The 25,219-nt window shown below is 66.2% G+C and carries 20 protein-coding genes; 6 read left to right on the top strand and 14 right to left on the bottom strand.

Annotated features, from left to right (window positions below; translation table 11 throughout):
- Nucleotides 1–243 precede the first annotated feature (243 nt).
- A complete protein-coding gene (locus tag Q0Q48_RS18975; RefSeq protein ID WP_295140931.1) occupies nt 244–1,818 on the top strand; it encodes an ABC transporter substrate-binding protein in 1,575 nt (524 codons plus the stop codon).
- Nucleotides 1,819–1,925: 107 nt separating this feature from the next.
- Here Q0Q48_RS18975 and Q0Q48_RS18970 read toward each other — a convergent pair whose 3' ends face one another.
- Nucleotides 1,926–2,843 carry a LysR family transcriptional regulator gene (locus Q0Q48_RS18970; protein WP_295140928.1) on the bottom strand — a complete coding sequence of 306 codons (918 nt, stop codon included), beginning with the start codon at nt 2,841–2,843 and terminating at the stop codon, nt 1,926–1,928.
- A 99-nt stretch (nt 2,844–2,942) separates the two neighbouring features.
- Here Q0Q48_RS18970 and Q0Q48_RS18965 point away from each other — a divergent pair, with 99 nt between their 5' ends.
- Together Q0Q48_RS18965 and Q0Q48_RS18960 are read left to right on the top strand one after the other, a co-directional pair.
- A complete protein-coding gene (locus tag Q0Q48_RS18965) occupies nt 2,943–4,601 on the top strand; it encodes a rhodanese-like domain-containing protein (RefSeq protein ID WP_295140925.1) in 1,659 nt (552 codons plus the stop codon).
- Between the two features lie 29 nt (nt 4,602–4,630).
- Nucleotides 4,631–5,614, top strand: coding sequence for a tripartite tricarboxylate transporter substrate binding protein (locus Q0Q48_RS18960; protein WP_295140922.1), 984 nt, complete (start codon nt 4,631–4,633; stop codon nt 5,612–5,614).
- 24 nt (nt 5,615–5,638) lie between these two features.
- Here the strand turns inward: Q0Q48_RS18960 and Q0Q48_RS18955 are convergent, their stop codons facing one another.
- On the bottom strand, nt 5,639–6,223 hold the full coding sequence (locus Q0Q48_RS18955) for an NAD(P)H-dependent oxidoreductase (RefSeq protein WP_295140919.1): 585 nt from the start codon (nt 6,221–6,223) through the stop codon (nt 5,639–5,641).
- A gap of 146 nt (nt 6,224–6,369) precedes the next feature.
- On the opposite strand from Q0Q48_RS18955, the gene Q0Q48_RS18950 reads away from it, so the two are divergent.
- Nucleotides 6,370–6,792 carry a helix-turn-helix domain-containing protein gene (locus Q0Q48_RS18950; RefSeq protein WP_295140915.1) on the top strand — a complete coding sequence of 141 codons (423 nt, stop codon included), beginning with the start codon at nt 6,370–6,372 and terminating at the stop codon, nt 6,790–6,792.
- Between the two features lie 123 nt (nt 6,793–6,915).
- Here the strand turns inward: Q0Q48_RS18950 and Q0Q48_RS18945 are convergent, their stop codons facing one another.
- The 12 genes from Q0Q48_RS18945 to cimA form a co-directional block, all read right to left on the bottom strand.
- Entirely contained in the window at nt 6,916–8,481 is a 1,566-nt protein-coding gene (locus Q0Q48_RS18945) for an ABC transporter substrate-binding protein (RefSeq protein ID WP_295140912.1), read from the bottom strand.
- 156 nt (nt 8,482–8,637) lie between these two features.
- Complete coding sequence (locus tag Q0Q48_RS18940) at nt 8,638–9,678, bottom strand: amidohydrolase family protein (RefSeq protein ID WP_295140909.1); 1,041 nt, start codon at nt 9,676–9,678, stop codon at nt 8,638–8,640.
- 23 nt (nt 9,679–9,701) lie between these two features.
- Entirely contained in the window at nt 9,702–10,106 is a 405-nt protein-coding gene (locus tag Q0Q48_RS18935) for an AtzH-like domain-containing protein (RefSeq protein ID WP_295140906.1), read from the bottom strand.
- A 54-nt stretch (nt 10,107–10,160) separates the two neighbouring features.
- On the bottom strand, nt 10,161–11,342 hold the full coding sequence (locus Q0Q48_RS18930) for an amidase (RefSeq protein WP_295140903.1): 1,182 nt from the start codon (nt 11,340–11,342) through the stop codon (nt 10,161–10,163).
- Nucleotides 11,343–11,366: 24 nt separating this feature from the next.
- Nucleotides 11,367–14,492, bottom strand: coding sequence for an efflux RND transporter permease subunit (locus Q0Q48_RS18925; protein WP_295140900.1), 3,126 nt, complete (start codon nt 14,490–14,492; stop codon nt 11,367–11,369).
- Between the two features lie 22 nt (nt 14,493–14,514).
- A complete protein-coding gene (locus Q0Q48_RS18920) occupies nt 14,515–15,756 on the bottom strand; it encodes an efflux RND transporter periplasmic adaptor subunit (RefSeq protein WP_295140897.1) in 1,242 nt (413 codons plus the stop codon).
- A gap of 146 nt (nt 15,757–15,902) precedes the next feature.
- The gene (rpsD, locus tag Q0Q48_RS18915; RefSeq protein WP_295140894.1) at nt 15,903–16,517 is read right to left on the bottom strand and encodes a 30S ribosomal protein S4; all 615 of its coding nucleotides are present in this window, start codon (nt 16,515–16,517) and stop codon (nt 15,903–15,905) included.
- A 211-nt stretch (nt 16,518–16,728) separates the two neighbouring features.
- Nucleotides 16,729–17,151, bottom strand: a complete 423-nt coding sequence (locus tag Q0Q48_RS18910) for an OsmC family protein (RefSeq protein WP_295140891.1) — start codon at nt 17,149–17,151, stop codon at nt 16,729–16,731.
- A gap of 2 nt (nt 17,152–17,153) precedes the next feature.
- Nucleotides 17,154–17,918, bottom strand: coding sequence for an RNA methyltransferase (locus tag Q0Q48_RS18905; RefSeq protein ID WP_295140888.1), 765 nt, complete (start codon nt 17,916–17,918; stop codon nt 17,154–17,156).
- A gap of 18 nt (nt 17,919–17,936) precedes the next feature.
- Nucleotides 17,937–19,445: a DHA2 family efflux MFS transporter permease subunit gene (locus tag Q0Q48_RS18900; protein ID WP_295140885.1), complete on the bottom strand. Its 1,509-nt coding sequence runs from the start codon at nt 19,443–19,445 to the stop codon at nt 17,937–17,939.
- A 4-nt stretch (nt 19,446–19,449) separates the two neighbouring features.
- The gene (locus Q0Q48_RS18895; protein WP_295140883.1) at nt 19,450–20,508 is read right to left on the bottom strand and encodes an HlyD family secretion protein; all 1,059 of its coding nucleotides are present in this window, start codon (nt 20,506–20,508) and stop codon (nt 19,450–19,452) included.
- 181 nt (nt 20,509–20,689) lie between these two features.
- Entirely contained in the window at nt 20,690–22,297 is a 1,608-nt protein-coding gene (cimA, locus tag Q0Q48_RS18890) for a citramalate synthase (RefSeq protein WP_295140880.1), read from the bottom strand.
- A gap of 44 nt (nt 22,298–22,341) precedes the next feature.
- Here cimA and Q0Q48_RS18885 point away from each other — a divergent pair, with 44 nt between their 5' ends.
- Together Q0Q48_RS18885 and Q0Q48_RS18880 are read left to right on the top strand one after the other, a co-directional pair.
- The gene (locus Q0Q48_RS18885) at nt 22,342–23,460 is read left to right on the top strand and encodes a mandelate racemase/muconate lactonizing enzyme family protein (protein ID WP_295140877.1); all 1,119 of its coding nucleotides are present in this window, start codon (nt 22,342–22,344) and stop codon (nt 23,458–23,460) included.
- 133 nt (nt 23,461–23,593) lie between these two features.
- On the top strand, nt 23,594–25,195 hold the full coding sequence (locus Q0Q48_RS18880) for an ABC-F family ATP-binding cassette domain-containing protein (protein WP_295140874.1): 1,602 nt from the start codon (nt 23,594–23,596) through the stop codon (nt 25,193–25,195).
- The last annotated feature ends 24 nt before the right edge of the window (nt 25,196–25,219 follow it).

The following is a 25,219-nucleotide window of genomic DNA, read 5'->3' as shown; positions in this document are numbered from 1 at the left end:
CCGGCTGGCTGCCCGGCCCCGTGCCGGTGATGTGGAACATCACCAAGAAGTAGCGGCATCTCAGCCAACAACAGTCGATCGGGGGACCTTCGCCGGACAGGCCAAGGTCCCCTTCCCTTTTGTGCGGAAGGGGTTCAGGTCGCGACTCCGTTGGCCTCGACACTGCTTTATTCCTCGTCGGGCTCGTGGCAGCTTGTGTGAAGTTTGGGTGCTGGAGAAGGGAAAGAACAAATCATGCACGTTATGCGGAGATTGCGACAGGTCGCGGCCTGTCTTGCCTTGTCGACGGGCGCGGCGGCGGTCGTGGCCCCGGCCTCGGCGCAGACCCTGAAGATGGTCGCCCATTCCGATCTGAAGGTCCTGGACCCGATCTGGACGACCGCCTTCATCACCCGAAACCACGGCTACATGATCTACGACACGCTGTTCGCCCAGGATGCCGAAGCGCGCATCCAGCCGCAGATGGTCGACAAGTATGAGGCCTCGGCCGACAAGCTGACCTGGACCTTCACGCTCCGTGACGGCCTGGCATGGCACGATGGCCAGCCCGTCACCGCCGAGGACTGCGTCGCCTCGATCAAGCGCTGGGGCGCCCGCGACGCTCTCGGCCAGGAGATGATGAAGGCGGTCGGCACGATGAAGGCCATCGATGCCAAGACCTTCCAGATCGTGCTCAAGGAGCCTTTTGGCCTCGTCCTCGACGCGCTGGGCAAGCCGTCCTCCACCGTGCCTTTCATGATGCCCAAGAGGGTCGCCGAGACCGACCCGTTCAAGCAGATCGACGACTACACCGGCTCCGGCCCGTTCATCTTCAAGAAGGATGAATGGAAGCCCGGCGAGAAGGTCGTCTACCTCAAGAACACCAAGTACAAGCCGCGCGCCGAGCCGCCTTCGATGCTGGCCGGCGGCAAGGTGGTGAAGATCGATCGCCTCGAATGGCTGGCGATCTCCGACCCGAGTACCGCGGTCAATGCCCTGGTCCAGGGCGAGATCGACCTGATCGAGATTCCGGTGCCCGATCTCTTCCCGCTGCTGAAGGCCGACAAGAACATCGAGCTCTACGGCTGGAACGCGCAGGGCAGCCAGATCATCATGCGCTTCAACCACCTCCACCCGCCGTTCAACAACCTGAAGGCCCGGCAGGCGGCGATGTATGCCATCGCCCAGGAGGATTTCCTGCGCGCCCAGATCGGCGACCCGGAAATCTACCGGGTCTGCAATGCGCCGCTGGTCTGCGGCTCGCCCTACGAGAAGAGCTACGGCAACCTGCTGATCAAGCCCGACCTCGAGAAGGCGCGCCAGCTCCTCAAGGAGAGCGGCTATGACGGCACGCCGATCGTCATGATGCACGCGACCGACCTGCTCTCCGCCAACCAGCTTCCGCCGGTCGGCAAGCAGGCGCTCGAGAAGGTCGGCTTCAAGGTCGACCTGCAGTCGATGGACTGGCAGACGGTCGTGACCCGCCGCGCCAAGAAGGATCCGCCGGCGCAGGGTGGCTGGAACATCTTCTACACGACGACCGTCACGGTCGGTGCCGAGAGCCCGGCCGGCAATTCCTTCACCAGCGGCGCCTGCGAGAAGGCGTGGTTCGGCTGGCCGTGCGATCCCGAGATGGAGAAGCTTCGCTCGTCCTACGCCAAGGAAGTCGACCCGGCCAAGCGGAAGGAGATCGCCATGGCCGTCTCCGACCGGGTGATGGACCAGGCCACCTACATCGTGCTCGGCCAGTACAAGGCGTTCGGCGCCTACCGCAAGGACCGCATCACCGGCTGGCTGCCCGGCCCCGTGCCGGTGATGTGGAACATCACCAAGAAGTAGCGCGCGAAACGCGCCGGCGGCTCTCGCGGAGCCGCCGGCCCCGTCCTTATCGAACGGGGGACCTTGCCGGAAGGCGATGGTCCCCCGTTTCCGTGTGAGGAAAGTGGTCAGCGGTCGGGCGGGCTCTCCTCCGAATAGTCCGTCGCGACGTCGCGCGCGATGGCAGCGAACGCGGCGGCTGCCGGCGACAGGGTGAAGCGCGATCGTGTGAGCAGGCCGATGTCGCGCCACGCGCGCGGTTGCTCCACCACGCGGGCCACCATGCCGCCCAACTCCAGGCTGCGCAGGGCCAAGCTCGGCAATACCGCGTACCCCAGGCCGGCGCGTACCATCCCAACGGCCGTCGTGAGCGAATCGAGGACGTAGGTCGGCTCGATCTCGACGCCGGCCGCGGCGGCCGCGCGATCGGCGTGGACCCGCACGCTCGACTGATTGGTCACCAGGATGGAATTGAAGCGTGCCAGAGCCTTCCAGGTCACGGAGGGACGTGCCGCCAGCGGATGCTGCGTCTGCAGCAGGGCAACGAGGCAATCGCGCATCAGCGGCTCAAAGGAGAACAGGCTGTCTGCCTGCAGCAGCAGCCCGAGGCCGATTTCGGCCTGGCCGCTGCGCACACGCTCGGCAAAGCCGGTGGCCTGCGCTTCCTGGAACACCAGCTTGATGCCGAGATGAGCTTCCGTGAATCGCGACAGGATCGGGGGCAGGACACTGCAGCCCACGGAGGGCACGAAGGCGAGGTTGAGCGTGCCCTGGCGCGCGTCACGAAAGTCCGCGGCACGGCGGCAGGTTTCGTCGAGCTGCTGCAGCGTGTAACGGGCGCTCTGCAGAATCTCGCGCCCCGCCTCGGTGAGTTCGACCCGGCGCGTGGTGCGCCGGAACAGCGACATGCCGATCTCTTCCTCGAGCTGGCGGATCAGGAGCGAGTAGCCGGGTTGGGTCATGCCCAGCCTCCCCGCAGCCTCGGAGAAGGAAGCGAGCTCGGCGCCGAGCGCGAAAGCGCGCAATTGCCGGACGGTGATATTCATACCGATCCCCAATCAATCCATATGATATTTATATTTTTCTTATTGCGCGGCCGCGAGCAGGATTTGTGTCGTCCTTGCTCAACGAATGCCGAAGATCCGATGAACAGCGTCAAAGCCACCCCCGAGACCGCTTCGTCCTGGCCGCGAGTCGATGCCATGCGCCTCCACGCCCTCCTGGCCCAGGGCACCGAACTCGCGTTCCTCGACGTGCGCGAGGAGGGTCTGTTCAACACCGGCCATCCTCTGACGATCGTCTCGATGCCGTTCAGCCATCTGGAAACGCGGATCGCAGCCCTCGTGCCGCGTCGAGCCACCCGCATCGTCCTGATGGACCAGCAGGACGATGGGCTGGCCGAGCGAGCCGCCCGGCGCCTTGCCGGTTGGGGATACACCGACATCTCGATCCTGAAGGACGGGCTTGAAGGCTGGCGCGGAGCCGGGCTCGAAGTGTTCGCCGGCATCTACGTGCCGAGCAAGGCCTTCGGCGAGTTTGTCGAGCACCGTTACGGCACGCCGGCCATCGACGCCTCGGAACTGCGCCGCTGGATCGACCAGGGCAAGGACATGGTGATCCTGGACAGCCGGCCCTACTCGGAGTTCCACAATTACAGCCTGCCCGGCGGCATCGATTGCCCGGGCGCCGAGCTGGTGCATCGCGTGTTCGACCTCGTGGAGCGCGAGGAGACCACCATCGTGGTGAACTGCGCTGGCCGCACGCGCGGCATCATCGGCGCGCAGTCCCTGATCAATGCCGGGATCAGGAACCCTATCGTCTGCGTGCGCAACGGCACGGCGGGCTGGCACCTGAGCGGCGAGACCATGGCCCGCGGCAGCAGGACGGTCGCCCCTCCTCCCTCGACCCGGGGCCTCGCCGCCGCCATCGAGGCGGCGATGCGCGTGTCGAAGCGCTTCGGTGTGCGGGAGATCGACGCTGCGGGTCTGCGCGACCTTCGCGCCGATGCGGCACGCTCGCTCTATTTCTTCGACGTCCGCAGTCCCGAGGAATACGAGGCAGGGCACATTCCCGGCTGTCGCAGCGCGCCCGGCGGCCAGCTGATCCAGTCGACCGATCACTATGTGGGCACGCGGGGCGCCCGCATCGTCCTGTGTGACGACAATGGCGTGCGCGCGCAGATGACGGCGTCCTGGCTGATCCAGCTCGGCTGGACGGAGGTGTTCGTGCTGGCCGGCGGCCTCAGTGCCTGTGGCGGCGCGCTCGAGAAGGGTTCCGAGCCGGTCGATGTCCTGCCGACGGAGTCCGCCACCAGCGTGGAGCGGATCAATGTCCTCGAACTCCATCGCCTGCTCGCGACCGGCGAAGCGGTGGTGGTCGACCTGGCGAACAGTCTCCGCTTCCGCTCACGCCACATTCCCGGTGCGTGGTTCGCCGTGCGGTCGCGGCTGGAGGATGGGCTGGCGCAGGTCGCGGCCGGTACGCCGCGGGCTCGCCGGATCGTGCTCACGTCCGACGACGGCACCTTCGCCGCCCTCGCCACCGCGGATGCCGTGGCTGCGACACCGCTTCCGGTCTCGCTCCTCGACGGCGGCACGGCCGCCTGGGCTATGGCGGGTCTGCCGCTCGCCAGCGGACTCGAGAACATGACCTCCGCAACCGACGACGTCTGGTACAGCCCCTACGACTACGACGATCTGCGCAAGTCGATGACCGCCTATCTCACCTGGGAAATCGACCTCATCCAGCAGCTCGAAAAGGATCGCAGCCTGCAGTTCCGCTACTTCCCGCCGGATGCCGCCTGAGAAGATGCGTCGCCACGAGGTTACATCACATGAGCATGAATGACATGAAGCTGGGACGCCGCCTCGCCCTCACCGTCCTTGGGTTTGGGCTCGCCGTACCACGCGCGTTTGCCCAGGCGGGCACTTATCCGTCGCGAGCCATCAAGCTGCTCGTCGGCTATCCGCCGGGCGGCGGCGCCGACATCCTGGCCCGCATCTTCGCCAACAAGCTCAGCCCACTGCTCGGCCAGCCGGTGGTCGTCGAGAACCGGCCGGGAGCCGGCTCCACCATCGCCGCCGCCGCCCTCGCGAGCGCCCCGCCCGACGGCTACACGCTATTCTTCGCGGAGTCGGGAATCCTGGTGGGCACCACGATCTACGACAAGGTCGGTTACGATCCGCTCACGCTGACGCCGATAGGCGCGCTCGGCAACCTGCCCTACTCGCTGGTGGTCAACCCGGCCTTTCCCGCCACCAACGTCCGCGAACTCATCGATGTGTTGAAGGCCAGCCCCGGCAAGTACAGCTATGCCTCCCCGGGCGTCGGCAACATCGCGCACCTGAGCGCCGAAATGTTCCAGAAGGCGGCCGGCGTCCAGATCGTCCACGTGCCCTACAAGGGCGGGACGCCGGCGCTCGCAGACCTGGTCAGCGGTCAGGTCCCGATCTGCTTCGTCAGCCTGCCGCCGGCACTCGCCCTGGCGCGCAGCGGCAAGCTCCGCCTTCTCGCCGTGACCTCGGCCAAGCGATCGCCGGTCGCGCCCGACGTTCCCGCAATCAGCGAGACCCTGCCGGGATTCAACGCTGCCGCCAGCATTTTCCTGCTGGCGCCGCCCGAGACGCCAGCCGCCATCGTGTACCGCCTCAACGCCGCGATACGCACCGTAATGGCCATGCCAGAAGTGCTCGCCGACTTCATCGCGCAGGGTGCGACCGTCGAAACGAGCACCCCGCAGCAGCTTACGGCGCTGTTCCACCAGGAACTCGGTTCCTGGGGATCGATCGTCAAGTCGGCCGGCGTCCGAATGGAGTGAGAGGTCCTCCCGCGCAGCCGCGCGTCAGGCCGCCTCGGCGAGCGGCTCTTCCTGCCACCGCCGGGTGGATTCGGCGACGCGCCGGCCGAGCGCCTCGAAGGTCTTGAAGTCGCTGGCGCCGATTCCCTCGACGCCCTGATCGGCGTTGGCCTGTGCCATCGCGCCGATCGACGCGCCGACCCGGTTGAGGTCCGCACTCGAGCCCTTCGAGTTGTTGTTGCCCGGCGGCAGGCCGAGGCCAACCCACACCATGCCGTGCTGAACCGCGAGGGTGAGCAACTGATAGAGCGTGTTGTGCTTGTCGCCGTTCCAGGAAGCGGAGCCAGTGAAGCCGGCGGCGAGCTTGTTGCGCCACTTGCCCTCCATCCAGCGGCTCGAAGTCCAGTCCTTGAACCTCGCGAAGTCGGCTGACACGCCGCCCATGTAGGTCGGGCTGCCGAAGACTATGGCGTCGGCGGTGTCGAGTTCGGTTGCGCGCGCCTCCACCTCGGCGACCGGGATCAGACTGACTGTCGCGCCCGGAACGGTCCGCGCGCCCGCGGCGACGGCCTCGGCGAGGGCTTGGGTGTGGCCGTAGCCCGAATGATAGACGATGGCGACTTTACTCATGATGGCTTCCAATCCTTTGATTTGACTGGAGAAAGCATATTTCTGTTTCCCCAAATCAGTTGCTTTCACAAAGTAACTGGAAACATCTGGGATGCCCGCTATATATTCGCCAGTAGGTACCCAATAGTAACCTGAGAGATTCTTCCATGAGTCCCCCGACCCCGGCCACCACCTCCCAGGCCAAGGAGAGCGTCTCCTGCCCCATGGACTTCATCCTGCGCATGCTGATGGGGCCATGGACGACGTACATTCTCTACAATCTGCGCACCCACGGACCGCAGCGCTTCGGAGAGCTGAAGCGCCGGGTGTCAGGCATCTCGGCAAAAATGCTCACGGAGCGGCTGCGTACCCTGGAGGGCGCGGCCCTGGTGAAACGCGACTACGAGGCGACCATCCCGCCGAAGGTCACCTACTCCCTCACCAAGCGCGGCGGGGAGCTGGACGACGTAATGGACCGGCTGGCGGCGATCGCCATCCGCTGGGAGGCCGAGGACGCCGCCAGACGCAGCGGGCGAGCCATCGAGCTGAAGGCGCCGGAGAACGCCGCCGAACTTCAGGCAGCGGAGTAAATGCCGACTTAATGTAATACTTCAGGAAAGGCGCCCTTTCTTGAAGTAATGGGCGAGCTTGCGATCGGCCCGCCCATCAGCTCATCCAGACTTTGAGCTCTCTGCGCCAAGCTGGCGCCTCTCCTACTTTTTGGTGATACCCCAGAAGACCGTCACGGGCGGCGGCGGGTTGAGCGTGCCGATGTTCGAGCGCACGGCGCTGACGCCGAACCACTCGCCGAGCGGCACGTGTGTCACGACCTTGACGGCACGCTCCTGAACGGCCGTGGCGGCGGCCTTCTTCTCGGCTTCCGTGGTCGCCTGCACGTACTTGTCGCGCAGCTTCTCCAGCTCCTCGTCGCAGGGCCAGCCGGAGCGGGCCTTGTCGCAGCTCGCGATCAGGAACGGGGTCATCAGCGGATCGAGGATGTCGACCTGGGACCAGCTCGTCGAGAAGGCGTTCCAGCCGCCCTCCGAGACCGGTCCCTTCTTGGCCAGACGCACGATCATGCTCTGCCAATCCATCGAAATCATGTCGACCTTGAAACCCGCCCGCTCGAGCAGCGCCTTGGCCACCGGGCCGAGTTGCTTGATGGAGCCGAGGTCCGTCGGTGCCAGCAGGGTCACGGGCGTGCCGTCGTAACCGGCCTCGGCCAGCAGCGCCTTTGCCTTGGCGGCATTGCCCTCGACCAGTCCGGCCATGCCGGCATCGGTCGCCAACGGCGAACCGCAGGTGAACATCGCCTTGCAGGTCTGCCAGAATCGTTTGTCGCCGATATTGGCCTGCAGGAAGTCCTCCTGGCTGAGAGCCAGCGCGGCAGCCTGACGGACCTTCTCATTGTTGAAGGGCGGCAAGAGCCAGTTCGGCCGGAAAGCGTACTGGTTGGAGACGCGTCCCTTGATGACGCGGACGCCCTTGTCCTTCTCGATAAGCGGCAGATGGTCGGATGAAACGCCTTCGAGATAGTCGATCTCGCCGTTCAGCAGCGCATTGACCTGGGTCTCGGCGTCCGGCATCGAGACCCACTCGACCCGGTCGACGTTCACGACCTTCCCGCCGGAGAGGCCCGACATCGGCTCGGAGCGCGGCTTGTACTTGGCGAACTTGGTGTAGACGAGCTTCTCGCCGGGCTTCCACTCATCCTTCTTGAACACGAAGGGACCGGAGCCGATGTACTCCTCGATCTGCTTGAACGGATCGGTCTCGGCGATGCGCTTGGGCATCATGAAGGGAACGACCACCGACGGCTTGCCCAGCGACTCGATCACCGCCCCGAACTTCTCCTTCAGCACGATCTGGAAGGTCTTCGGATCGACGACCTTATATTCCTTCAGCGCCTGCGCCATCTTCTGGCCCATCGCATCGCGCGCCGACCAGCGCTTCAGCGAGGCGATGCAGTCTTCGGCGGTCACCGGCTGGCCGTCATGCCATTCCAGTCCGTCGCGCAACTTGAAGGTCCAGACGAGCCCGTCGTCGCTCGTAGTCCATGTGTCGACCATCTGCGGTTTCACCTGGAACTTCTCGTCCATGGCGAAAAGCACGTCGTAGAGCATGTAGCCGTGATTGCGCGTGATGTAGGCGCCGCTCCAGATCGGATCGAGCACCTTCACGTCGGAATGCATCACCGCCTTCAGGGTCTGTGCCGAGGCGAGGGGCACGGCGGACACGGTCGCAAGTGCCGCGACGGCGGATAGCAGGAAACGACGCATGAATGGCCCCCATGGACAACGCGAGGGCGAAAAGTCTAAGGCGGGTTCAGGGCCTCTGTCAGCGCCGGAGGGCCGGTTCAGTGAAAAAGAAACTGCATCCGGCGAAACGCGCCAGGCGATTCACGACACGGTTCTTGCAAGAGCGCCGCGCGCAAGTCAGAGCGCGAGATTGTAGATCCGCGTCGCCGTGCCCGAGAACAAGGCCTGCTTTTCCGCCGCCGACGCCCCTGCCGAAATCCGCTTGAAGGCATTCCACAGCACGCCGTAGCCCGAGGTGATCTTGTCGACCGGAAAGTTGCTCTCGTACATGCAGCGATCGACGCCGAACAACTCGATGCAGGTCTCGATCCACGGCCTGAACGCCTCCGCGAGTTCCGGCGAGCCCGGCGGCATCGGGCGCCGGTAGAAATCGAAGAAGCCCATCGCCATGCCGAGGCCGCCCAGCTTCACCACGATGTTCTGCCGCCTGGCCAGCTCGGCCATCGACTTCTTCCAGGCCGCACGCACCTCGTCGTGGCGACCGGCATAGCCGGCATAGCCGAGCGGTCCACCGACATGGTCGAGGACGATATGCGTTCCCGGGAAGGCATCGGCCAGTTCTGCGATCTCGGGAAGCTGCGGATGGTAAAGCCAGGCATCGAAGGTCAGGTCGCGCTTCGCCAGCTCCCGGAAGCCCTCGCGCCAGGTCACGTCGCGGGTCTGCTCGGGCGGCGGATCGTTGCGCGAGTTGCGGATACCCGGATCCGCATCCCAGCCGGTCTGGTGACGGATACCCTTGAAGCGGCCGTTGCCGGCGGCGATCTGCGCGTCGAACACGTCGCCCGCCTTTTCACCGAGACGCAGGTCGACATGGCTGACGATGCCGGCGCAGGCGCGCAGGTTCCCATAAAGACCCGACGCGCTCATCGCTGCCACGCCGTTGGCGAACTCGGTCTCGCCGATGCAGCGCAGCTCGGCCGGGCCGTCCTTGCGGTACATCGAATGGCAGTCGACGAACACCGTGCCGACGATGTTGTGGCCCGTCTGCGTATCGGCCAGCAGGTCGTGGAACAGATAGTCGTTGCCGGTGCGCTGCCAGAGATGATGGTGCGGATCGACGATCGGCAGGTCAGGTTCGAGCGCGGGTTCGCTCACCTTGGCGACCCAGGCGGGATCGGGATTCATCACATTGCCAAGGCTTTCGGCGGGTTGGGCCATCGCTTCCTCCATCGTCGACATTCTTAGTGGATCGGCTCTTCGGCAATCATCGAGACGTGGGCATGGACGACCTTCCAGCCGACCTCGGGCAAGCGCACCCAGGTCTGGGTCTGCCGGCCGGTCATCTCCCTGCCGCGCACCTTGTAGACCAGTGAAACCGTCGCGATATCGCGACCCAGGGTGACGATGTCGAGTCGCAGCCGCTTCTCCTTCGTGCCGGGCCCGGGCGGGCGGGCGACGCGAAAGGCGTGGATTCGGTCGAATCCGTAGCCGTGCTCGTGATTGGCGAGGCGGATCGTGTGCGGGCTGTTCCAGAAGGTGGCATCGAGCACCTCGACGTTCTTGTCGATCAGCGCCTGCTCGTAGCGCTCGAACCGCTCGCGCACCTCTTCGACGACTTCGGGAATGTTCGGCGTCAGATCCGTCACGCTCGACTCGCTCCTGCTGGATTGCCCACGACGGTATCCGGATCGCCACCGCGATCAGCCCGTCGCCTTCTCCATCGCGCGCGCGACGGCCACGAGGGTCGCATCGCTGCCGCGCGGACCGATGATGGACAGCCCGACCGGCAGACCGTCAACCGTCGTAGCGCCTGGCAGATTGACCTGCGGAAAGCCCGCCAGCCCACCCTGCGCGCAGAGACAGGTGATGCGATCGCGCAGCGGGTCCAGAACCGAGAGCGGCAAGCCGACCTTCGGCGCCGGAAACGGCGTGGTTGGGAGGCAGAGGATCGTGCCTTCGGGCAGTAGATATCTCAAACGCCCGCGCACTTCCTGGCGCATCAGGTTGGCCCAGACCCGGTCGCTCTCCGGGATCATCGAGCCGGTGACCAGCGCCTTGGCAACCGAGAAGGCAAATCGCGGATTGCGCTCGTCGAGCCAGCTCTTGAAGGTCGCATAGGCCTCGACCGGCTGCAGACTGCGCTGCGCGCGCGCCCATACCGACAGGCCTTGTGGCGCCATGATCTCCTCGCGGCTCGAACCGATGAGCTTGGCGAGCTTCTTCACCATTGGCTGCAGCGCGGCCGAGGTGTCAGCGTCGGCAAAGCCGAAGGCATCGACCGCGACGACGAGTTTCGAGGGAAGGGTCGCCGGGATCTCCTCGCCCAGCATCACGGCACAGACCTTCGCGAAGGTCTCGGCGTCACGCGCGAACCAGCCGGTCGTGTCGGAGGTCGGCGCCTGGGGCAGCATGCCCGTGACGTCGATCCTGCCATGGGTCGGGCGGATGCCGTAGAGGCCGCAGAAGCTCGACGGGACGCGCACCGAGCCGCCGGTGTCGGTGCCGAGCGCCGTGTCGCACATACCGGCCGCCACCGCTGCGGCCGAGCCCGAGGACGAGCCGCCCGGCACGCGACCGGGCGCGCGTACGTTCTTCGGTGTACCATCGAAGGCGTTCTCGCCAAGGATGCCGAGCGAGACCTCGTCGGTGATGGTCTTGCCGATCAGGGTGGCACCCGCATCGAGCAGCGTCTGAACCGCCCAGGCATGCCTGTCGGGGATGGGACGCCCCGTGGGCCAGTCATGATTCCCACCACCGGTGGGCACACCGGCCACCGCGAAGAGATCCTTGGCTGCGAAGGTGAGGCCCGCCAGCGGACCGCCCGGCTTGCCCTCGATGCGCACACGCGGGCCGGGAACGAAGGCGCCGATTTCGTCAGTCATGGAACGCTACTCGCAAAGGGAATTCTATTCGGCCGGCGCCGGCGGCGTCTGGCCCTTGGTGCGCCAGCGCCTCGCCCAGCCGGGGCTGAACTTCATGCCGGTCAGCCTGTCGAACCACATGTAGACGACGGGCGTAATGAACAGCGTCAGGAGCTGCGACACCATCAGGCCGCCGACCACGGTGATGCCCAGTGGCTGACGCAGTTCGGCGCCGGCGCCATGGCCCACCGCGATCGGCAAGGCGCCGAGCAGGGCGCAGACGGTGGTCATCATGATCGGACGGAAGCGAAGCAACGCGGCCTCGACGATCGCCGTCTCCGCGTTGGCTCCCTGTCCGCGCCGCTCGATCGCGAAGTCGACCATCATGATGGCGTTCTTCTTCACGATGCCGATCAGCATCACCACGCCGATCAGGGCGATGACCGACAGGTCCATGCCGAACAGCATCAGGGTGGCCAGCGCGCCGATGCCGGCCGACGGCAGACCCGACAGGATCGTCAGCGGATGGATGAAGCTCTCATAGAGGATTCCCAGGATGATGTAGATCACCAGCACCGCCGCAAACAGCAGCAATCCCTGATTGGCGACCGCCTGCTGGAAGACCTGGGCGCTGCCCTCGAAGCTCGTGGTGATGGTGGCCGGCAGGCCGATCTCCGTCGCCGCCGCCTGGATGTCGCGCACCGCCTCGCCCAGCGCCACCCCCGGCGCGAGATTGAAGGAGATCATGACCGACGGAAGCTGGGCGATGTGGTTGACGGTCAGGGATGTCGGCTTGTCGATGCGCTTGGCCAGCGTGTCCAGAGGCACGAGGCCGCCGTTCGGCGTGCGGACCTGCAACCGACGCAGGATGTCGCCGGCGTCGCCGTACTTCGGATCCGCCTCGAGGATGACCTGGTAGGTGTCGTCCGATGCGTAGATGGTCGACACCTGACGCGTGCCGAAAGCCGAGTAGAGGAGAAGCCGGATCTGGTCGACCGACACGCCGAGCCGCGAGGCAGTGTCGCGGTCGATGTCGATCATTGCCGAGCGGGCCCGCACCTGCAGATCGGAGTTCACATCGAGGATCGAGGGAATGCGGCGCATCCTCGCTTCCATCAGGGGGCCGTATTCGCGCAGCAGGTTGAGATCGCTCGACCGCATGCCGAACTGATACTGGGCACGGCTCTGCGTCGTGGAAATGTTGATCGACTGGGCAGCCTGGAAATACACGTTGATGCCTGGCACGGCCGCCGTCGCCCGGCGCAGTCGGGCGATGACCTGCTGGGCGCTGTCCGTGCGCTCAGGCTTGTCGCGCAGCATGATGAAGATTCGCCCGGAATTCACCGTGGCTGCCGCGTTGCCGCCGCCGACGGTCGACATGACCGAAGCCACGTCGGGATCCCGGCGGATGACCTCTGCCAACGCCGACTGGCGGGCCACCATCGCATCGAAGGAGGCATCGTCCGGCCCGATCGTGGAGCCCTGGATCTGGCCGATGTCCTCCGACGGGAAGAAGCCCTTCGGGATCGCCTGGAAGAGCATCGCCGTGGCGACGAAGGTGCCGACGGTGATCGCGAGCACCAGCCGGGGATAGCGGACCGTGCGCCGCAGTGCCCAGCCATAGCCACTGGTGAGCTTCGTGAAGCCCCACTCGAAACTGCGCAGGAGCGCGTTGTGCTTCTCGTGATGGTCGACGGGCTTCAGCCAGCGCGAACAGAGCATAGGCGTCAGGGTGAGCGACACGACGCCCGAGATCAGGATGGCAAAGGCAATGACCAGCCCGAATTCGTTGAACATGCGCCCGACGACGCCGCCCATGAACAGCACGGGGATAAAGACGGCGACCAGTGACAGGGTCATGGAGATGATCGTGAAGCCGACCTCCCGGGAGCCCTTGAGCGCGGCCTCCATGGGCTTCTCGCCCGCCTCGATGTGACGGACGATGTTCTCCAGCATGACGATGGCGTCGTCGACCACGAAGCCGACGGCCAAGGTCAGCGCCAGCAGGGATATGTTGTCGATCGAGTGGCCGCATAGATACATGCCAGCGAAGGTGCCGATGACCGAAATCGGCAGCGCAACCGCCGGGATCATGGTCGCGCGAAAACTGCGCAGGAAGAAATAGATCGCGATGATGACCAGGATCGCGGCCAGCGCCAGGGTGAACTCGACGTCGTCGATGGCCTCGCGGATCGGCTTCGACCTGTCGGCGAGCAGGTGGATCTCGACCCCCGCCGGCAGCTCGGCCTGGATCTGCGGGATGATCGCCTTCACCCGATCGACCACCTCGACCGTGTTGGCATCGGGCTGGCGATAGACTCCCATCACAATGGCGCGAGTGCCGTCGAGCCAGCTCGCGACCTTGTCGTTCTCGACGCTGTCGATGGCCGTCGCCACGTCGGAAATGCGGACCGGCGCGCCGTTCTGCCAGGTGACGATCACCGGCATGTAGTCGGCGGCCTTGCTGATCGGGCCCGTGGCTTCGAGAATGGCGTTCTGCTTCTGGTCCGCGATGGAACCGACCGGCTTGCTCGAGTTGGCGTTTACGACGGCGTTCTGCAACTCCTGCAGGGTCAGCCCGCGAACCGCGAGCTGGTCGAGGTCGGCGCGGACGCGGACGGCGAATTTCTGCGAACCGAAGATCAGGACCTGCGCCACGCCCGGAAGGGTCGACACGCGCGGCATTATCGCCCGATTGACGAAGGCGTCGACGTCCGAGAGCCGGGCCTGGTTCGACTTGAGCGCGAGGAACATCACCGCCCAGTCCGCCGGGTTGACCTTGCGGAAGCTGGGTGGGGTTGTCATCTCCGGCGGCAGCCGGCGCATGGCCGAGGAGATCGCCGACTGAACGTCGAGGGCCGCGCCGTCGATGTTCCGGTTCAGGTCGAACTGGAGGACGATCGAAGTGTTCCCGAGCGACGACGTCGAGGTCATCGTGGTCACGCCGGCAATCGTCGAGAACTGACGCTCGAGGATCGAGGCAACCGAGGCCGCCATCGTTTCGGGGCTGGCGCCGGGAAGCTGCGCGGTGATCTGAATGGTCGGGAACTCGACCCGCGGGACGGCGGCGACCGGAAGCTGCTTGTAGGCGAATATCCCGCCGAGGACGAACGACGCCATCAGCAGGATGGTCATCACCGGACGGCGGATGCAAAGTTCAGAAATGTTCACGTCCCGCCTCCGCTAGGATCGGTTACCCGCGCGGTGGCGATGCAGGCCGGTTCGGATCCACCGTCGGCGGCCGGATCGTCACCGATGCCCCCTGGACCAGCCGGAGCTGGCCGTCGACCACCACCTGCTCACCGCTTTCGACGCCCTTGCCGATCACAGCCCGGCCGTCCTGCGTGCGCTTGACGACGACCTGCCTGAGATCAGCCACGCCCTCCTTGATGACGAACACGAACGGTCCCTGGGAACCGAGCTGTACGGCGCTCGCCGGGACCGAGAGGGCGTCGGATTCGATGCCGAGCACGATCTCCACCTTGACGAACTGGCCGGGCCACAACAGCTCGTTGGCGTTTCCGATACGCGCCTTGGCGGTCACCGTTCCGGTATTCGGGTCGACGGTGTTCTCGATGAAGGCCATCTCGCCGGACTGCTTCTTGGAGTCGTCGATAACGGCCGTGACCTTGACCGAGCCCTTGGCCATCGCGGCCCGCAGGTCCGGCAGGATGATCTGCGGGATTGCGAAGCTTACATAGATCGGGTCGATCTGGTTGATCGTGGCCAGCGTGCTGGTCGCCGAATTGTCGCCGGTACGCACGACCGCCCCGGCCTTGTTGGAGATCGAGCCGATGCGGCCCGAGACCGGGGCCCTGATCTCCGTGTAGGTGAGCAGGGTCTGGACGCTGGCCTTCGACGCCTCATCCGCATCGAGCTGCGCTTCGGCGGCCTTCAGGGCCGTATTGGCATTGTCGCGCTGCACCTGGGTGCCGGCGTTCTTCGACAGGAGTTCCTCGTTGCGCTGCAGGTCGCGTCGGGCTTGCATGACCTGCGCCTGATCCTTGCGGATCTGCGCCTCGATCTGGCCGAGCTGCGCCCTCAGGGTGCGTGCGTCGAGTTCGAAGAGGATGTCGCCCTCCTTCACGAGGGCGCCCTCCTCGACGTTCACCTTCATGATCTGGCTGTCCATCCGGGGCTTGATCTGGACGGAGGCGATGGACTGCACCGTACCGACGGCGTCCACCACGACGGGCATGGCCTCGCGCGTGACCGGCATGACGACGACCGGCACCGCTCCGCCGGGATTGAGGCGGCCGCGGCGGCCCTGCGGCTGCGCGCCCGCAGCCGGGCTCGACTGGGCCTCGGCCGTCCTGGCCGCCGTCCCCATACCGATACGGGGGCCGACTTCCCTGATCACATCATCGCGGTAAACGTAGGCCGCTCCGCCGATCGCAACGATCGAGACGAAGACCGCCGCACGGACGAATCCCATTCCCAAGACTCCAGTCCCCAAGCCCCGGCGGGATTATAGCCCCCCCACCGCCCGGCGATAGCCGGAAACACCGTACCTACCGGAAACTTGATGCAAAAAACCCGCCACAAGCGGGCGGGTTTTTCGTCAGTTCCTGGGTCTGCCGATCAGCGGCTGTAATACTCGACGACCAGCGAGGGCTCCATCTGGACGGGGTACGGCACGTCCGCGAGCTTCGGGCCACGCACGTAAGTGCCCTTCATATCCTTGTGATCGACCGTCACGTACTCCGGGACGTCGCGCTCGGCGGTCTGCGTTGCTTCGAGGACCCGCTCCATCTGGCTGGCCTTGGAGGTCAGCTCGATGACGTCGTTGTCCTTCACCTGGTACGAAGCGATGTTCACGCGGCGGCCGTTGACCTTCACGTGGCCGTGGCTGACCAGCTGGCGCGAGGCGAAGACGGTGATGGCGAACTTCATGCGGTAGATCACCGCGTCCAGACGGCGCTCCAGCAGCTCGACCAGGTTCTCGCCAGTGTCACCCTTGCGGCGCACGGCTTCGGCATAATAGCGGCGGAGCTGACGCTCGCTGACCGAGCCGTAGTAGCCCTTGAGGCGCTGCTTTGCCATGAGCTGCAGGCGGTAGTCGGTCGGCTTGGTGCGACCCTGACCATGCTGGCCGGGGCCATATTCACGCTTGTTCAGCGGGCTCTTGGGACGGCCCCACAGGTTCACCCTGAGGCGGCGATCAATCTTGTACTTCGAATTCTCGCGCTTGCTCACGCAGCACTCCGTCGGTTTTGCGGCCCGCTTTGCGGATCCGCTCTGTTGTCCGGATAAGCCTGATTCCAGCCCGCGCCTGTCTTACAGGCACCTCCTGCTGGGGCGGGAGGCGAGCCCCAACGGCCCTCCACCACGTTCTCCGGAAGAAGCGCGGAACATACTGGCCGTTTCCGGCCAGTCAAGCAGGCGTTAATCCTTGTAGATCAACGACTTAGATCTCGACCAGCACGATTTCGTGGGTCACCGCGGCCGATTTCTTCACCATTGCGGTGGCCGAGCAGTACTTTTCGTCCGACAGGCTGACCGCGCGCTCGACCAGCGCCTTGTTCAGTTTCCGGCCGCGCACCGTGTAAACCAGCTTCACCGAAGTGTAGACCTTGGGATGGTCCTCGGCCCGCTCGGCAACCAGCGAGACCTCGACCCCCTCGATGTCCTGACGCTGCTTCTTCAGCATCGAGACGACGTCGATGGCGGTGCAGCCGCCCATGCCCATCAGCAGGACCTCCATCGGCCGGGACGCGAGGTTGCGGCCGCCGATGTCGGGCGCACCGTCCATGGTGATGGTGTGGCCGCTGCCGCCCTCGGCGACCAGCAGCGCGCCGTCGACCCAGGTGATCTTGGCGGTGGTGGACATGGCTATTCCTCGTGGTTGCCCTTGGACAGGAACTTGATGACGCCGTGAAAGGTTCGCGCCTCCTGCTCGGTCATCTCGGCGCGCTGCAGCAGCGCCCTGAGATTGAGCACCATCGAGGGTCGCATCTCCTTGTTGCGCAGGAAGCCCGACTGGTCGAGCGCGCGCTCGAGATGGTCGAACAGGCTCTGCATCTCCTCCTTGGTCGCCGGCCGCGCCGCATGGTCGGCCAGCCGCACGGGCGGCGTCGTGTCGCCGGCGGTGGTCCATTCGTAGGCCACCAGCAGCACCGCCTGCGCCATGTTCAACGAGGAGAATTGCGGATTGAGCGGGATCGAGAGCGCGGTGTCGGCATGGACCATGTCGTCGTTCTCGAGACCGGTGCGCTCGGGCCCGAACAGGATGCCGACGCCCTCGCCCCGCCCGATCCAGCCGCGCATCTCGGTCGCGGCCTGGCGCGGTGTCAGGATGCGCTGCACCAGTTCGCGGTTGCGCGCCGTGGTGGCGACCACCCGCTCGAGGTCGGCGACCGCCTCGGCGACGGTCCCGAACACCTCGGCCTTCTCCAGCACGATGTCGGCGCCCGAGGCGGCGCGCTGCGCCCTTTCGTTGGGCCAGCCGTCACGCGGCGCCACCAGGCGCAGGGTCGACAGGCCGCAATTCAGCATGGCGCGCGCAGCCATGCCGATGTTCTCGCCGAGTTGCGGGCGCACGAGGATGACCACCGGTGTGACGGCGGCGACGTCGCGGCCCTTCGATGCGCGTCCCATGCCGCCCTAATAACGTGATCAGCGGCCGGCGATAAGGGGCGGCCGCCGCATCAGGAAGAGCAGCGGGATCAGCGCCAGCGAGCAGATCATCATGATGCGGAAATCGTTCAGGTAGCCGATCAGCGCGGCCTGGCGCGTGATCTCGCCGTCCCAGATCGCAAGCTGCGTCGGGTCGAGACTGACGCCCGCGGGATTCATCGGCCAGCCAGGATGATAGGGCGTGAACTTCTCGACCATGTCGGCGCGGTTCTGCTGGGTGTTGCTGGCCAGCATCGAGACCAGCAACGCGATGCCGATGCTGGCGCCCAGGTTGCGCAGCAGCGCGTTCACCGCGGCGCCCTCGGTACGCAGGCGCGGCGGCAGGGTGGCGAAGGTGAGAACGGTGAGCGGCGGGAAGACCAGACCGAGCCCGAAGCCCAGCAGCACGCCGTTCCAGACGATGTGCGCCTCGCTGACATTCAGGTTGAATAGCGTCATGTCGTAGAGCGAGAGGGCGGCCAGCGCGAATCCCAGGCCGATCAACATCCGGGCGTCCACGCGGCCTATCAGGCGAGCGACCAGCATCATCGACACCATCATGCCCGCGCCGCGCGGCGCCAGCACAATGCCGGTGGTGAATACCGGATAGCCCATGAGCTGCTGCAGGAACGGCGGCATCAGGGTCGCCGTCACGATCAGCACGAGACCGGCCAGGGCGGTGAAACAGAGCCCGACCTTCAGGTTGCGGTCGCGGAACAGCTCACGCGACAGGAACGGCTGGCGGTCGGTCATCATGTGGATCAGGAACATGGCGAAGGCCACGCCCGCCACCAGCGTCTCGCCGATGATCTCGACCGAATCGAACCAGTCGAGCAGGTGCCCGCGGTCGAGCATGAGCTGGAACGAGCCGATCGCAACGGCCAGCAGGGTGAAGCCCAGCAGGTCAAAGCGCCGCGGCGCGCCATGCACGTTGTCGCGCACCAGCGTCAGGATGCCGACGGCGCAAAGGATGCCGACCGGCAGGTTGACGTAGAATACCCATCGCCAGGTGAATTCGTCGGTCAGCCAGCCACCCAGTGACGGTCCGGCAATGGGCCCGACCATGGTGCCGACACCCCACATGGCCATCGCCTTGCCCTGCTCCTCGCGCGGGTAGGTGTCCATCATGATGGCCTGTGACACGGGGACGAGAGCCGCGCCGAAGCCACCCTGCAGGGCGCGGAACAGCACGAGCTGCTCCAGCGACTGGGCCGCGCCGCACATCATCGACACGATGGTGAAGCAGATCACGCAGGTAGAGAGCGTCCGGCGCAGGCCGAAGCGCATGGCGCAGAAGCCGGCGAGCGGCGTCATGATGGCCGAGGCCACGATATAGGAGGTGACGACCCAGGAGACCTGCTCCTGTGTCGCCGACAGCGAGCCCTGGATCGACGGCAGCGCCACGTTGGCGATCGTGCCGTCGAGTGCATGCATGATGGTGGCGGCCATCACCGACAGGGTGATCAGCTTGCGGCGGCGCAGGACCGCCGGATCGGTGGCCGGCGCCACCGGCTCAGGGCCTGGGTGTCGCGGAGGCGCCTGCCGATGCACCCGAGAGGCCGAGCGACTTGGACCATCCGGCCCACAGGCTGCTGAGCGAGCGGGTGTGGCCGGTCTCGACCTCGACGGTCGTGCTCATGCCCACCCGGAGCGGCGGGTCGCCCTGGCGGCAGGCCACCGACAAGCGCACTGGAATGCGCTGCACGACTTTCACCCAGTTGCCGCTGGCATTCTGCGGCGGCAGCACGGCGAACTCCGCACCCGTCGATTGCGCGATGCTCGACACCGTGCCCCGGCATTCGGACTCCGGATAGGTGTCGACGTGGATCAGCACCTTCTGGCCCGGCCGCACGCGCGTGAGCTCGGTCTCCTTGAAGTTGGCCTCGATCCAGAGATCGCTGTCGGCCACCACCACCATCACGGGCACGCCGGCGGTGGCGTAGCTGCCCGGCACCGGGCGCTTGGTAACGATGCCGTCGAGGGGCGATTCGATGGTGGTACGACGGAGCTGCAGCAGCGCTTCCTCGCGCATCGCCATCATCTGGCGCACACGGGGATGGTCGTCGGCGCGGATCTTGGGGTTGCCGGCCAGCGCCGCCTCGATGCGCTGCAGATCCTCCTGCGCGGCCGAAATGCGCTGGCGCGCGACCTCGAGGCCCATGCGGGCCTCCTCGAGCTTGGCGGTGGAAGCGACTTTCTTCTCGGCCAGTTCCGACTGCCGGTCGAATTCGGCCTGCGCGAAGGTCTGCTGGCTGAGCGCCGCCTTGATCTCCTCGCGCTTGGTTCGCCATTGGGCACGCAGGCCACGTATCTCGGCACGCACCGTCTCGGTCTCGGCCTCGATGCGGCTGAGCGCGTGGCGATAGGACTGGTCGTCCAGCCGGAACAGGAGCTGGCCGCGCGAGACCTTCTCGTTCTCCTGCACCGGGACCTCGACGATCAGGCCGGAAAGCTGGGTTGCGATCTGGGCGCGGTCGCCCTTCACATACGCGTTGTCGGTCGTGACCGAACCGCCCGAGGACAGCCAGATGAAGAGCGTGGCGGCCAGCACGATCGCCGGGAGGGCCCACATGAAGGCACGCGCGAGGACGCGCCCTCCAAGCCGCGGACGACGGGTAGCCGCCGCCGCGATGGGCGGTGCCTGGTTCTCCAGCTGCTCTCCGTCTCGCACCCTTCCATGGTCTGCCCCGCTCTACCGGAGGTCAACCGCCGGGTGCGGCATGGCTGCTACGCCGGCCGCGCCGGAGGTGCTGCTAGGCAGGCTGGGCCGGGCGGGCGCCGTCGCGGAAGAGCTTATAGGTGATGGCGTCGTGGAGCGCGTTGTAGGAGGCATCGACAATGTTGGGTGACACGCCGATCGTGCTCCAGCGCCGTCCCTTCGCATCCGCACTCTCGATCATGACGCGGGTCGTCGCCGCCGTTCCGCCTGCCGAGTCGAGAATGCGGACCTTGAAGTCGACCAGCCGCATGTCCTCCAGCTCGGGATAGACCGGCACGAGCGCCTTTCGCAGCGCAGCATCGAGCGCATTCACCGGGCCGTTGCCCTCGCCCACCTCCATTGCGCGGCGGCCGGCAATGTCGAGCTTCACGGTGGCTTCCGACAGCGCCACGGTCTGGCCGCGGGCATTGACCCGCCGCTCCGCCAGCACGCGGAAGCTCTGCAGGGCGAAGTAGCTGGGCACGGTGTGCAGCTCGTGCCGCGCCAGGAGTTCGAAGCTCGCATCTGCGCCGTCGTAGGCATACCCCTCGGATTCGCGGTCCTTCACGATCTCCAGCAGACGCGCGACGCCGGGATGCTTCGGATCGACCTCGAGGCCGATCTGGCGGAAGCGCGCCATGATGTTGGAACGGCCGGCTTGGTCGCTGACGACGATGATGCGCTGGTTGCCGACCACTTCCGGGTCGACATGCTCGTAGGTCCGCGGATCCTTCTCGACCGCCGAGACGTGCAGGCCACCCTTGTGGGCGAAGGCGCGCGTGCCGACATAGGCCGCGCTGCGGTTGGTCGGCATGTTCAGCCGGTCGTCGAGCAGGCGCGATAGATGCGTCAGCCGCTGCATCGCCCCGTCCTTCAGCCCGGTGTCGAAGCCCATCTTCAGCACGAGGTTGGGGATCAACGCGATCATGTTGGCATTGCCGCAGCGTTCGCCCAGCCCGTTGATCGTACCCTGGACCTGGCGCACGCCGGCGCGCACGGCGGCGAGGGTGTTGGCAACGGCATTCTCGGTGTCGTTGTGCGTATGGATACCGAGCCGGTCGCCCGGGATCTTCTTCACCACCTCGCCCACGATGCGCTCGACCTCGTGCGGCAGGGTTCCGCCGTTGGTGTCGCAAAGCACCATCCAGCGCGCGCCCGCTTTCTCGGCGGCGGCAAGGCAGGCCATGGCGTAGTCGGGGTTGGCCTTGTAGCCGTCGAAGAAATGCTCGGCGTCGAACATCGTCTCGTCCATGCGGCTCTTCGCATAGGAGAGCGAGTCGGAGATCATCTCGAGATACTCGCTCCGGTCGACCTCTAGGGCCACGTCGACATGGAAGTCCCAGGTCTTGCCGACCATGCAGACGTTGCGCGCCTTGGTCTGCAGGATCGACGCGAGGCCCGGATCGTTGGCGGCGCTGCGCCCGGCGCGACGGGTCATGCCGAAGGCCACGAACTTGGCGTTCTGGAATTCCGGCGGATCGGCGAAGAACCGGTCGTCGGTCGGATTCGCCCCCGGCCAGCCGCCTTCAATGTAATCAATGCCCAACCGGTCGAGCTCGCGCGCAATCGCGGCCTTGTCGGCCACGGTGAAATCGACGCCCTGCGTCTGGGCCCCGTCTCGCAGGGTGGTGTCGAAGAGATAGACTCGGTTGGACTGGCTCATGGCGCGCGCATCATAGTGTCGGGAAACCTCGGGAGATACGCCTTATGACCACTCCGACCACCATCGTCGAGCTTCGTACGACACTGCTGCAGGTGCCGTGGCGGTCCTCGCCGCCGGCCGCGGGGATCCTGGCGCCGGGGCCGCGCGAGATCTTCGCGCTGGAGATCGAGACGCAGGGCGGGCTGGTCGGGATGAGCTACCTGATGCCGTTGCATGGCGGTCTGCACACGCTGGACGCCTGCATGAAGGAGCTGATAGCGCCCTATGTGATCGGCCGCGACGCCACCGAGATCGAGGACATCTGGCAGACCCTCTACAAGAACAATTTCTGGCTGGGCCGCATGGGCGTCACCCTGTTCGCCCAGAGCGCGGTCGACATGGCGCTGTGGGACATCGTGGGCAAGCGTGCCGGCCTGCCGCTGTTCCGCCTGTGGGGCGCGGCCCGGACGAAGATCCCCGCCTACGGCTCGGGCTGTTTCCGGGGCCTGGGCCGCGACGGGATGATCCGGCGCGCCAAGGAATTCACCGCCCAGGGACTCAAGGCCATCAAGATGCAGGTGGCGCATATCAGGCCGTGGCGCGAGGACGTGGCCAACGTGAAGGCGATGCGCGAGGCGATGGGCGACGGCATCGAGATCATGATCGACGTCAACATGGGCTGGGACGCCGACACCGCCATCCAGGCCGGCCATCGCATCGACGAATTCGATCCCTACTGGCTGGAGGAACCGGTCGTCGCGGAAGACTTCGCGGGCTATCGCCGCATCGCCGCGGCGCTGAAGACGCGCGTGGTCGGTGGCGAGAGTCACTTCATGCGGAACGACCTCAGGCCCTTCTTCGAGCATCCGGGCACGCCGATCCTGCAGCCCGACCCGATGCGCGGCGGCTACTCGGAGCTCCGCAAGATCGCGTCGATGGCCGAGCCCTACGGCATCCGGCTCGCGCCGCACCTGTTCCACGAGCAGATGGTCCATGTGCTGGCCTCGATCCCCAATGCCAGCTACCTCGAATACATGGACTGGAACGACGATCTCTGGATCGAGCCGGTGCTGCCCGCCGCCGACGGCACCATGTCGCCGCCCGAGCGACCCGGTCACGGCGTCGTCTTCCGCCCGGAAGTCCTGAAGGATCACCGCATCGGCGGGCAGCGTCTCACGGGGTGAGGCTGCCCTTCCTTGATTGGGGCGACGGCCGCGCCTATCTAGCAGCCGTCGCCAACAGAAATGGATCGCACCGAAATGGATTTCCACCTGACCGCAATGCCCACCCGCCTTGCCAACAGGGGACTCCATTTCCATGCCTTCCATCACGCTTTCCGGCCTCACCGCGACCACACCTGACGGCCGCGCCCTCCTCCAGAATCTGGACCTGAGCTTCGACGGCGGCCGCACCGCCCTGGTCGGCCGCAACGGCGTCGGCAAGACGACCCTGCTCGAGATCATCGCCGGCATACGCCGGCCGCAGGCGGGAACGGTGTCGAGCACCGGCACCATCGGTATGCTCAGACAGAGCGTGCAGGTGTCGGCGCAGGAGACGCTGGCGGACCTGATGGGCGTGACCGAAGCACTCGACCTGCTGCGCCGCGCCGACGAGGGCCACGCCACGGCTGACGAGCTGGCATCGGCCGAGTGGACGCTCGAAGCGCGCATCGCCACGGCGCTCGGGCGCGTCGGCCTCGATGCCGGACCGTCGACCCTGCTGTCGGCCCTTTCGGGTGGACAGCGCACGCGCGCCGCTCTGTGCGCGCTGGTCCTCACCGAACCAGATTTCATCCTGCTGGACGAGCCGACCAACAACCTTGACCGCGAGGGACGCGCGTCCGTGATCGAGCTCCTGTCGACGTGGCGGACGGGCGCGATCGTCGTCAGCCACGATCGCGAATTGCTGGAGACGATGGATGCCACCGTCGAGATGACATCGCTCGGGGTCACCCGCTACGGCGGCAACTGGAGCCACTATCGCAAGCGCAAGGCGCTGGAGCTGGCCGCCGCCCGGCACGACCTTGCCGACGCCGAACGCCGCATCGCGGAGGTGACACGCGCGACGCAGCTGAAGGCCGAGCGCAAAGCGCGCAGCGACGGCGCCGGCCAGCGCAAGCGGGCGAAGGGCGATATGCCGCGTATCCTGGCCGGTGCGCGGCAGGATCGCGCGCAAGCCACTTCGGGCGACGATGCGCGGATCGCTGAGCGGCGACGGACGCAGGCCGTCGAGGAGGCCGCTGCCGCGCGACAGCGCATCGAAGTCCTGCAGCCGCTGTCGATGCAGTTGCCGTCGACCGGGCTGCCGGCCGGCCGGACCGTGCTGCGTCTCGATTCCGTGTGCACGGGCTACGGAACGGCTCCGGCGATCATCGACGGCCTCTCCTTCACCCTCACGGGACGTGAGCGCATGGCGATTTCAGGACCGAACGGGTCGGGCAAGACCACCTTGCTCGCCCTCGTCACCGGCCGGCTCGCGCCACGGTCGGGCAGCGTGCGGGTCTACACGGACTTCGCGCTGCTCGACCAGCAGGTCAGCTTGCTCCAACCGTCCCGCTCGATCCGCGACAACTTCCTGCGCATAAATCCCGGCGCCGACGAGAATGCCTGCCGTGCCGCCCTCGCCCGCTACATGTTCCGCGCCGAAGCGGCGTTGCAGATCGTGTCGACCTTGAGCGGCGGCCAGATGCTGCGGGCGGGGCTTGCCTGCGTGCTGGGCGGCACCAGGCCGCCACCACTCCTGATCCTTGACGAGCCGACCAACCATCTCGACATCGAGTCGATCGAAGCGATGGAAGCCGGCCTGCGGGCCTATGACGGCGCGTTGCTGGTCGTGAGCCACGACGAGGCCTTCCTGGAGGCGATCGACGCAACGCGTCGTCTCGAATTGCCCCCCAGCGAGGTCGCCCGGCGACGATGAACATTCACCCCGATGGCATGGATG

This window comes from uncultured Reyranella sp., from assembly GCF_945957355.1.
Classification (GTDB): Bacteria; Pseudomonadota; Alphaproteobacteria; order Reyranellales; family Reyranellaceae; genus Reyranella.
This window is presented reverse-complemented; position numbering and strand designations above follow the sequence as displayed.

Bases quoted from the DNA above. Each gene is read 5' to 3' on its own strand.
- Q0Q48_RS18975 (WP_295140931.1), top strand. From the start codon at position 244: ATGCGGAGATTGCGACAGGTCGCGGCCTGTCTTGCCTTGTCGACGGGC.
- Q0Q48_RS18970 (WP_295140928.1), bottom strand. From the start codon at position 2,843: ATGAATATCACCGTCCGGCAATTGCGCGCTTTCGCGCTCGGCGCCGAG.
- Q0Q48_RS18965 (WP_295140925.1), top strand. From the start codon at position 2,943: ATGAACAGCGTCAAAGCCACCCCCGAGACCGCTTCGTCCTGGCCGCGA.
- Q0Q48_RS18960 (WP_295140922.1), top strand. From the start codon at position 4,631: ATGAGCATGAATGACATGAAGCTGGGACGCCGCCTCGCCCTCACCGTC.
- Q0Q48_RS18955 (WP_295140919.1), bottom strand. From the start codon at position 6,223: ATGAGTAAAGTCGCCATCGTCTATCATTCGGGCTACGGCCACACCCAA.
- Q0Q48_RS18950 (WP_295140915.1), top strand. From the start codon at position 6,370: ATGAGTCCCCCGACCCCGGCCACCACCTCCCAGGCCAAGGAGAGCGTC.
- Q0Q48_RS18945 (WP_295140912.1), bottom strand. From the start codon at position 8,481: ATGCGTCGTTTCCTGCTATCCGCCGTCGCGGCACTTGCGACCGTGTCC.
- Q0Q48_RS18940 (WP_295140909.1), bottom strand. From the start codon at position 9,678: ATGGCCCAACCCGCCGAAAGCCTTGGCAATGTGATGAATCCCGATCCC.
- Q0Q48_RS18930 (WP_295140903.1), bottom strand. From the start codon at position 11,342: ATGACTGACGAAATCGGCGCCTTCGTTCCCGGCCCGCGTGTGCGCATC.
- Q0Q48_RS18920 (WP_295140897.1), bottom strand. From the start codon at position 15,756: ATGGGATTCGTCCGTGCGGCGGTCTTCGTCTCGATCGTTGCGATCGGC.
- Q0Q48_RS18910 (WP_295140891.1), bottom strand. From the start codon at position 17,151: ATGTCCACCACCGCCAAGATCACCTGGGTCGACGGCGCGCTGCTGGTC.
- Q0Q48_RS18905 (WP_295140888.1), bottom strand. From the start codon at position 17,918: ATGGGACGCGCATCGAAGGGCCGCGACGTCGCCGCCGTCACACCGGTG.
- Q0Q48_RS18895 (WP_295140883.1), bottom strand. From the start codon at position 20,508: ATGTGGGCCCTCCCGGCGATCGTGCTGGCCGCCACGCTCTTCATCTGG.
- cimA (WP_295140880.1), bottom strand. From the start codon at position 22,297: ATGAGCCAGTCCAACCGAGTCTATCTCTTCGACACCACCCTGCGAGAC.
- Q0Q48_RS18885 (WP_295140877.1), top strand. From the start codon at position 22,342: ATGACCACTCCGACCACCATCGTCGAGCTTCGTACGACACTGCTGCAG.
- Q0Q48_RS18880 (WP_295140874.1), top strand. From the start codon at position 23,594: ATGCCTTCCATCACGCTTTCCGGCCTCACCGCGACCACACCTGACGGC.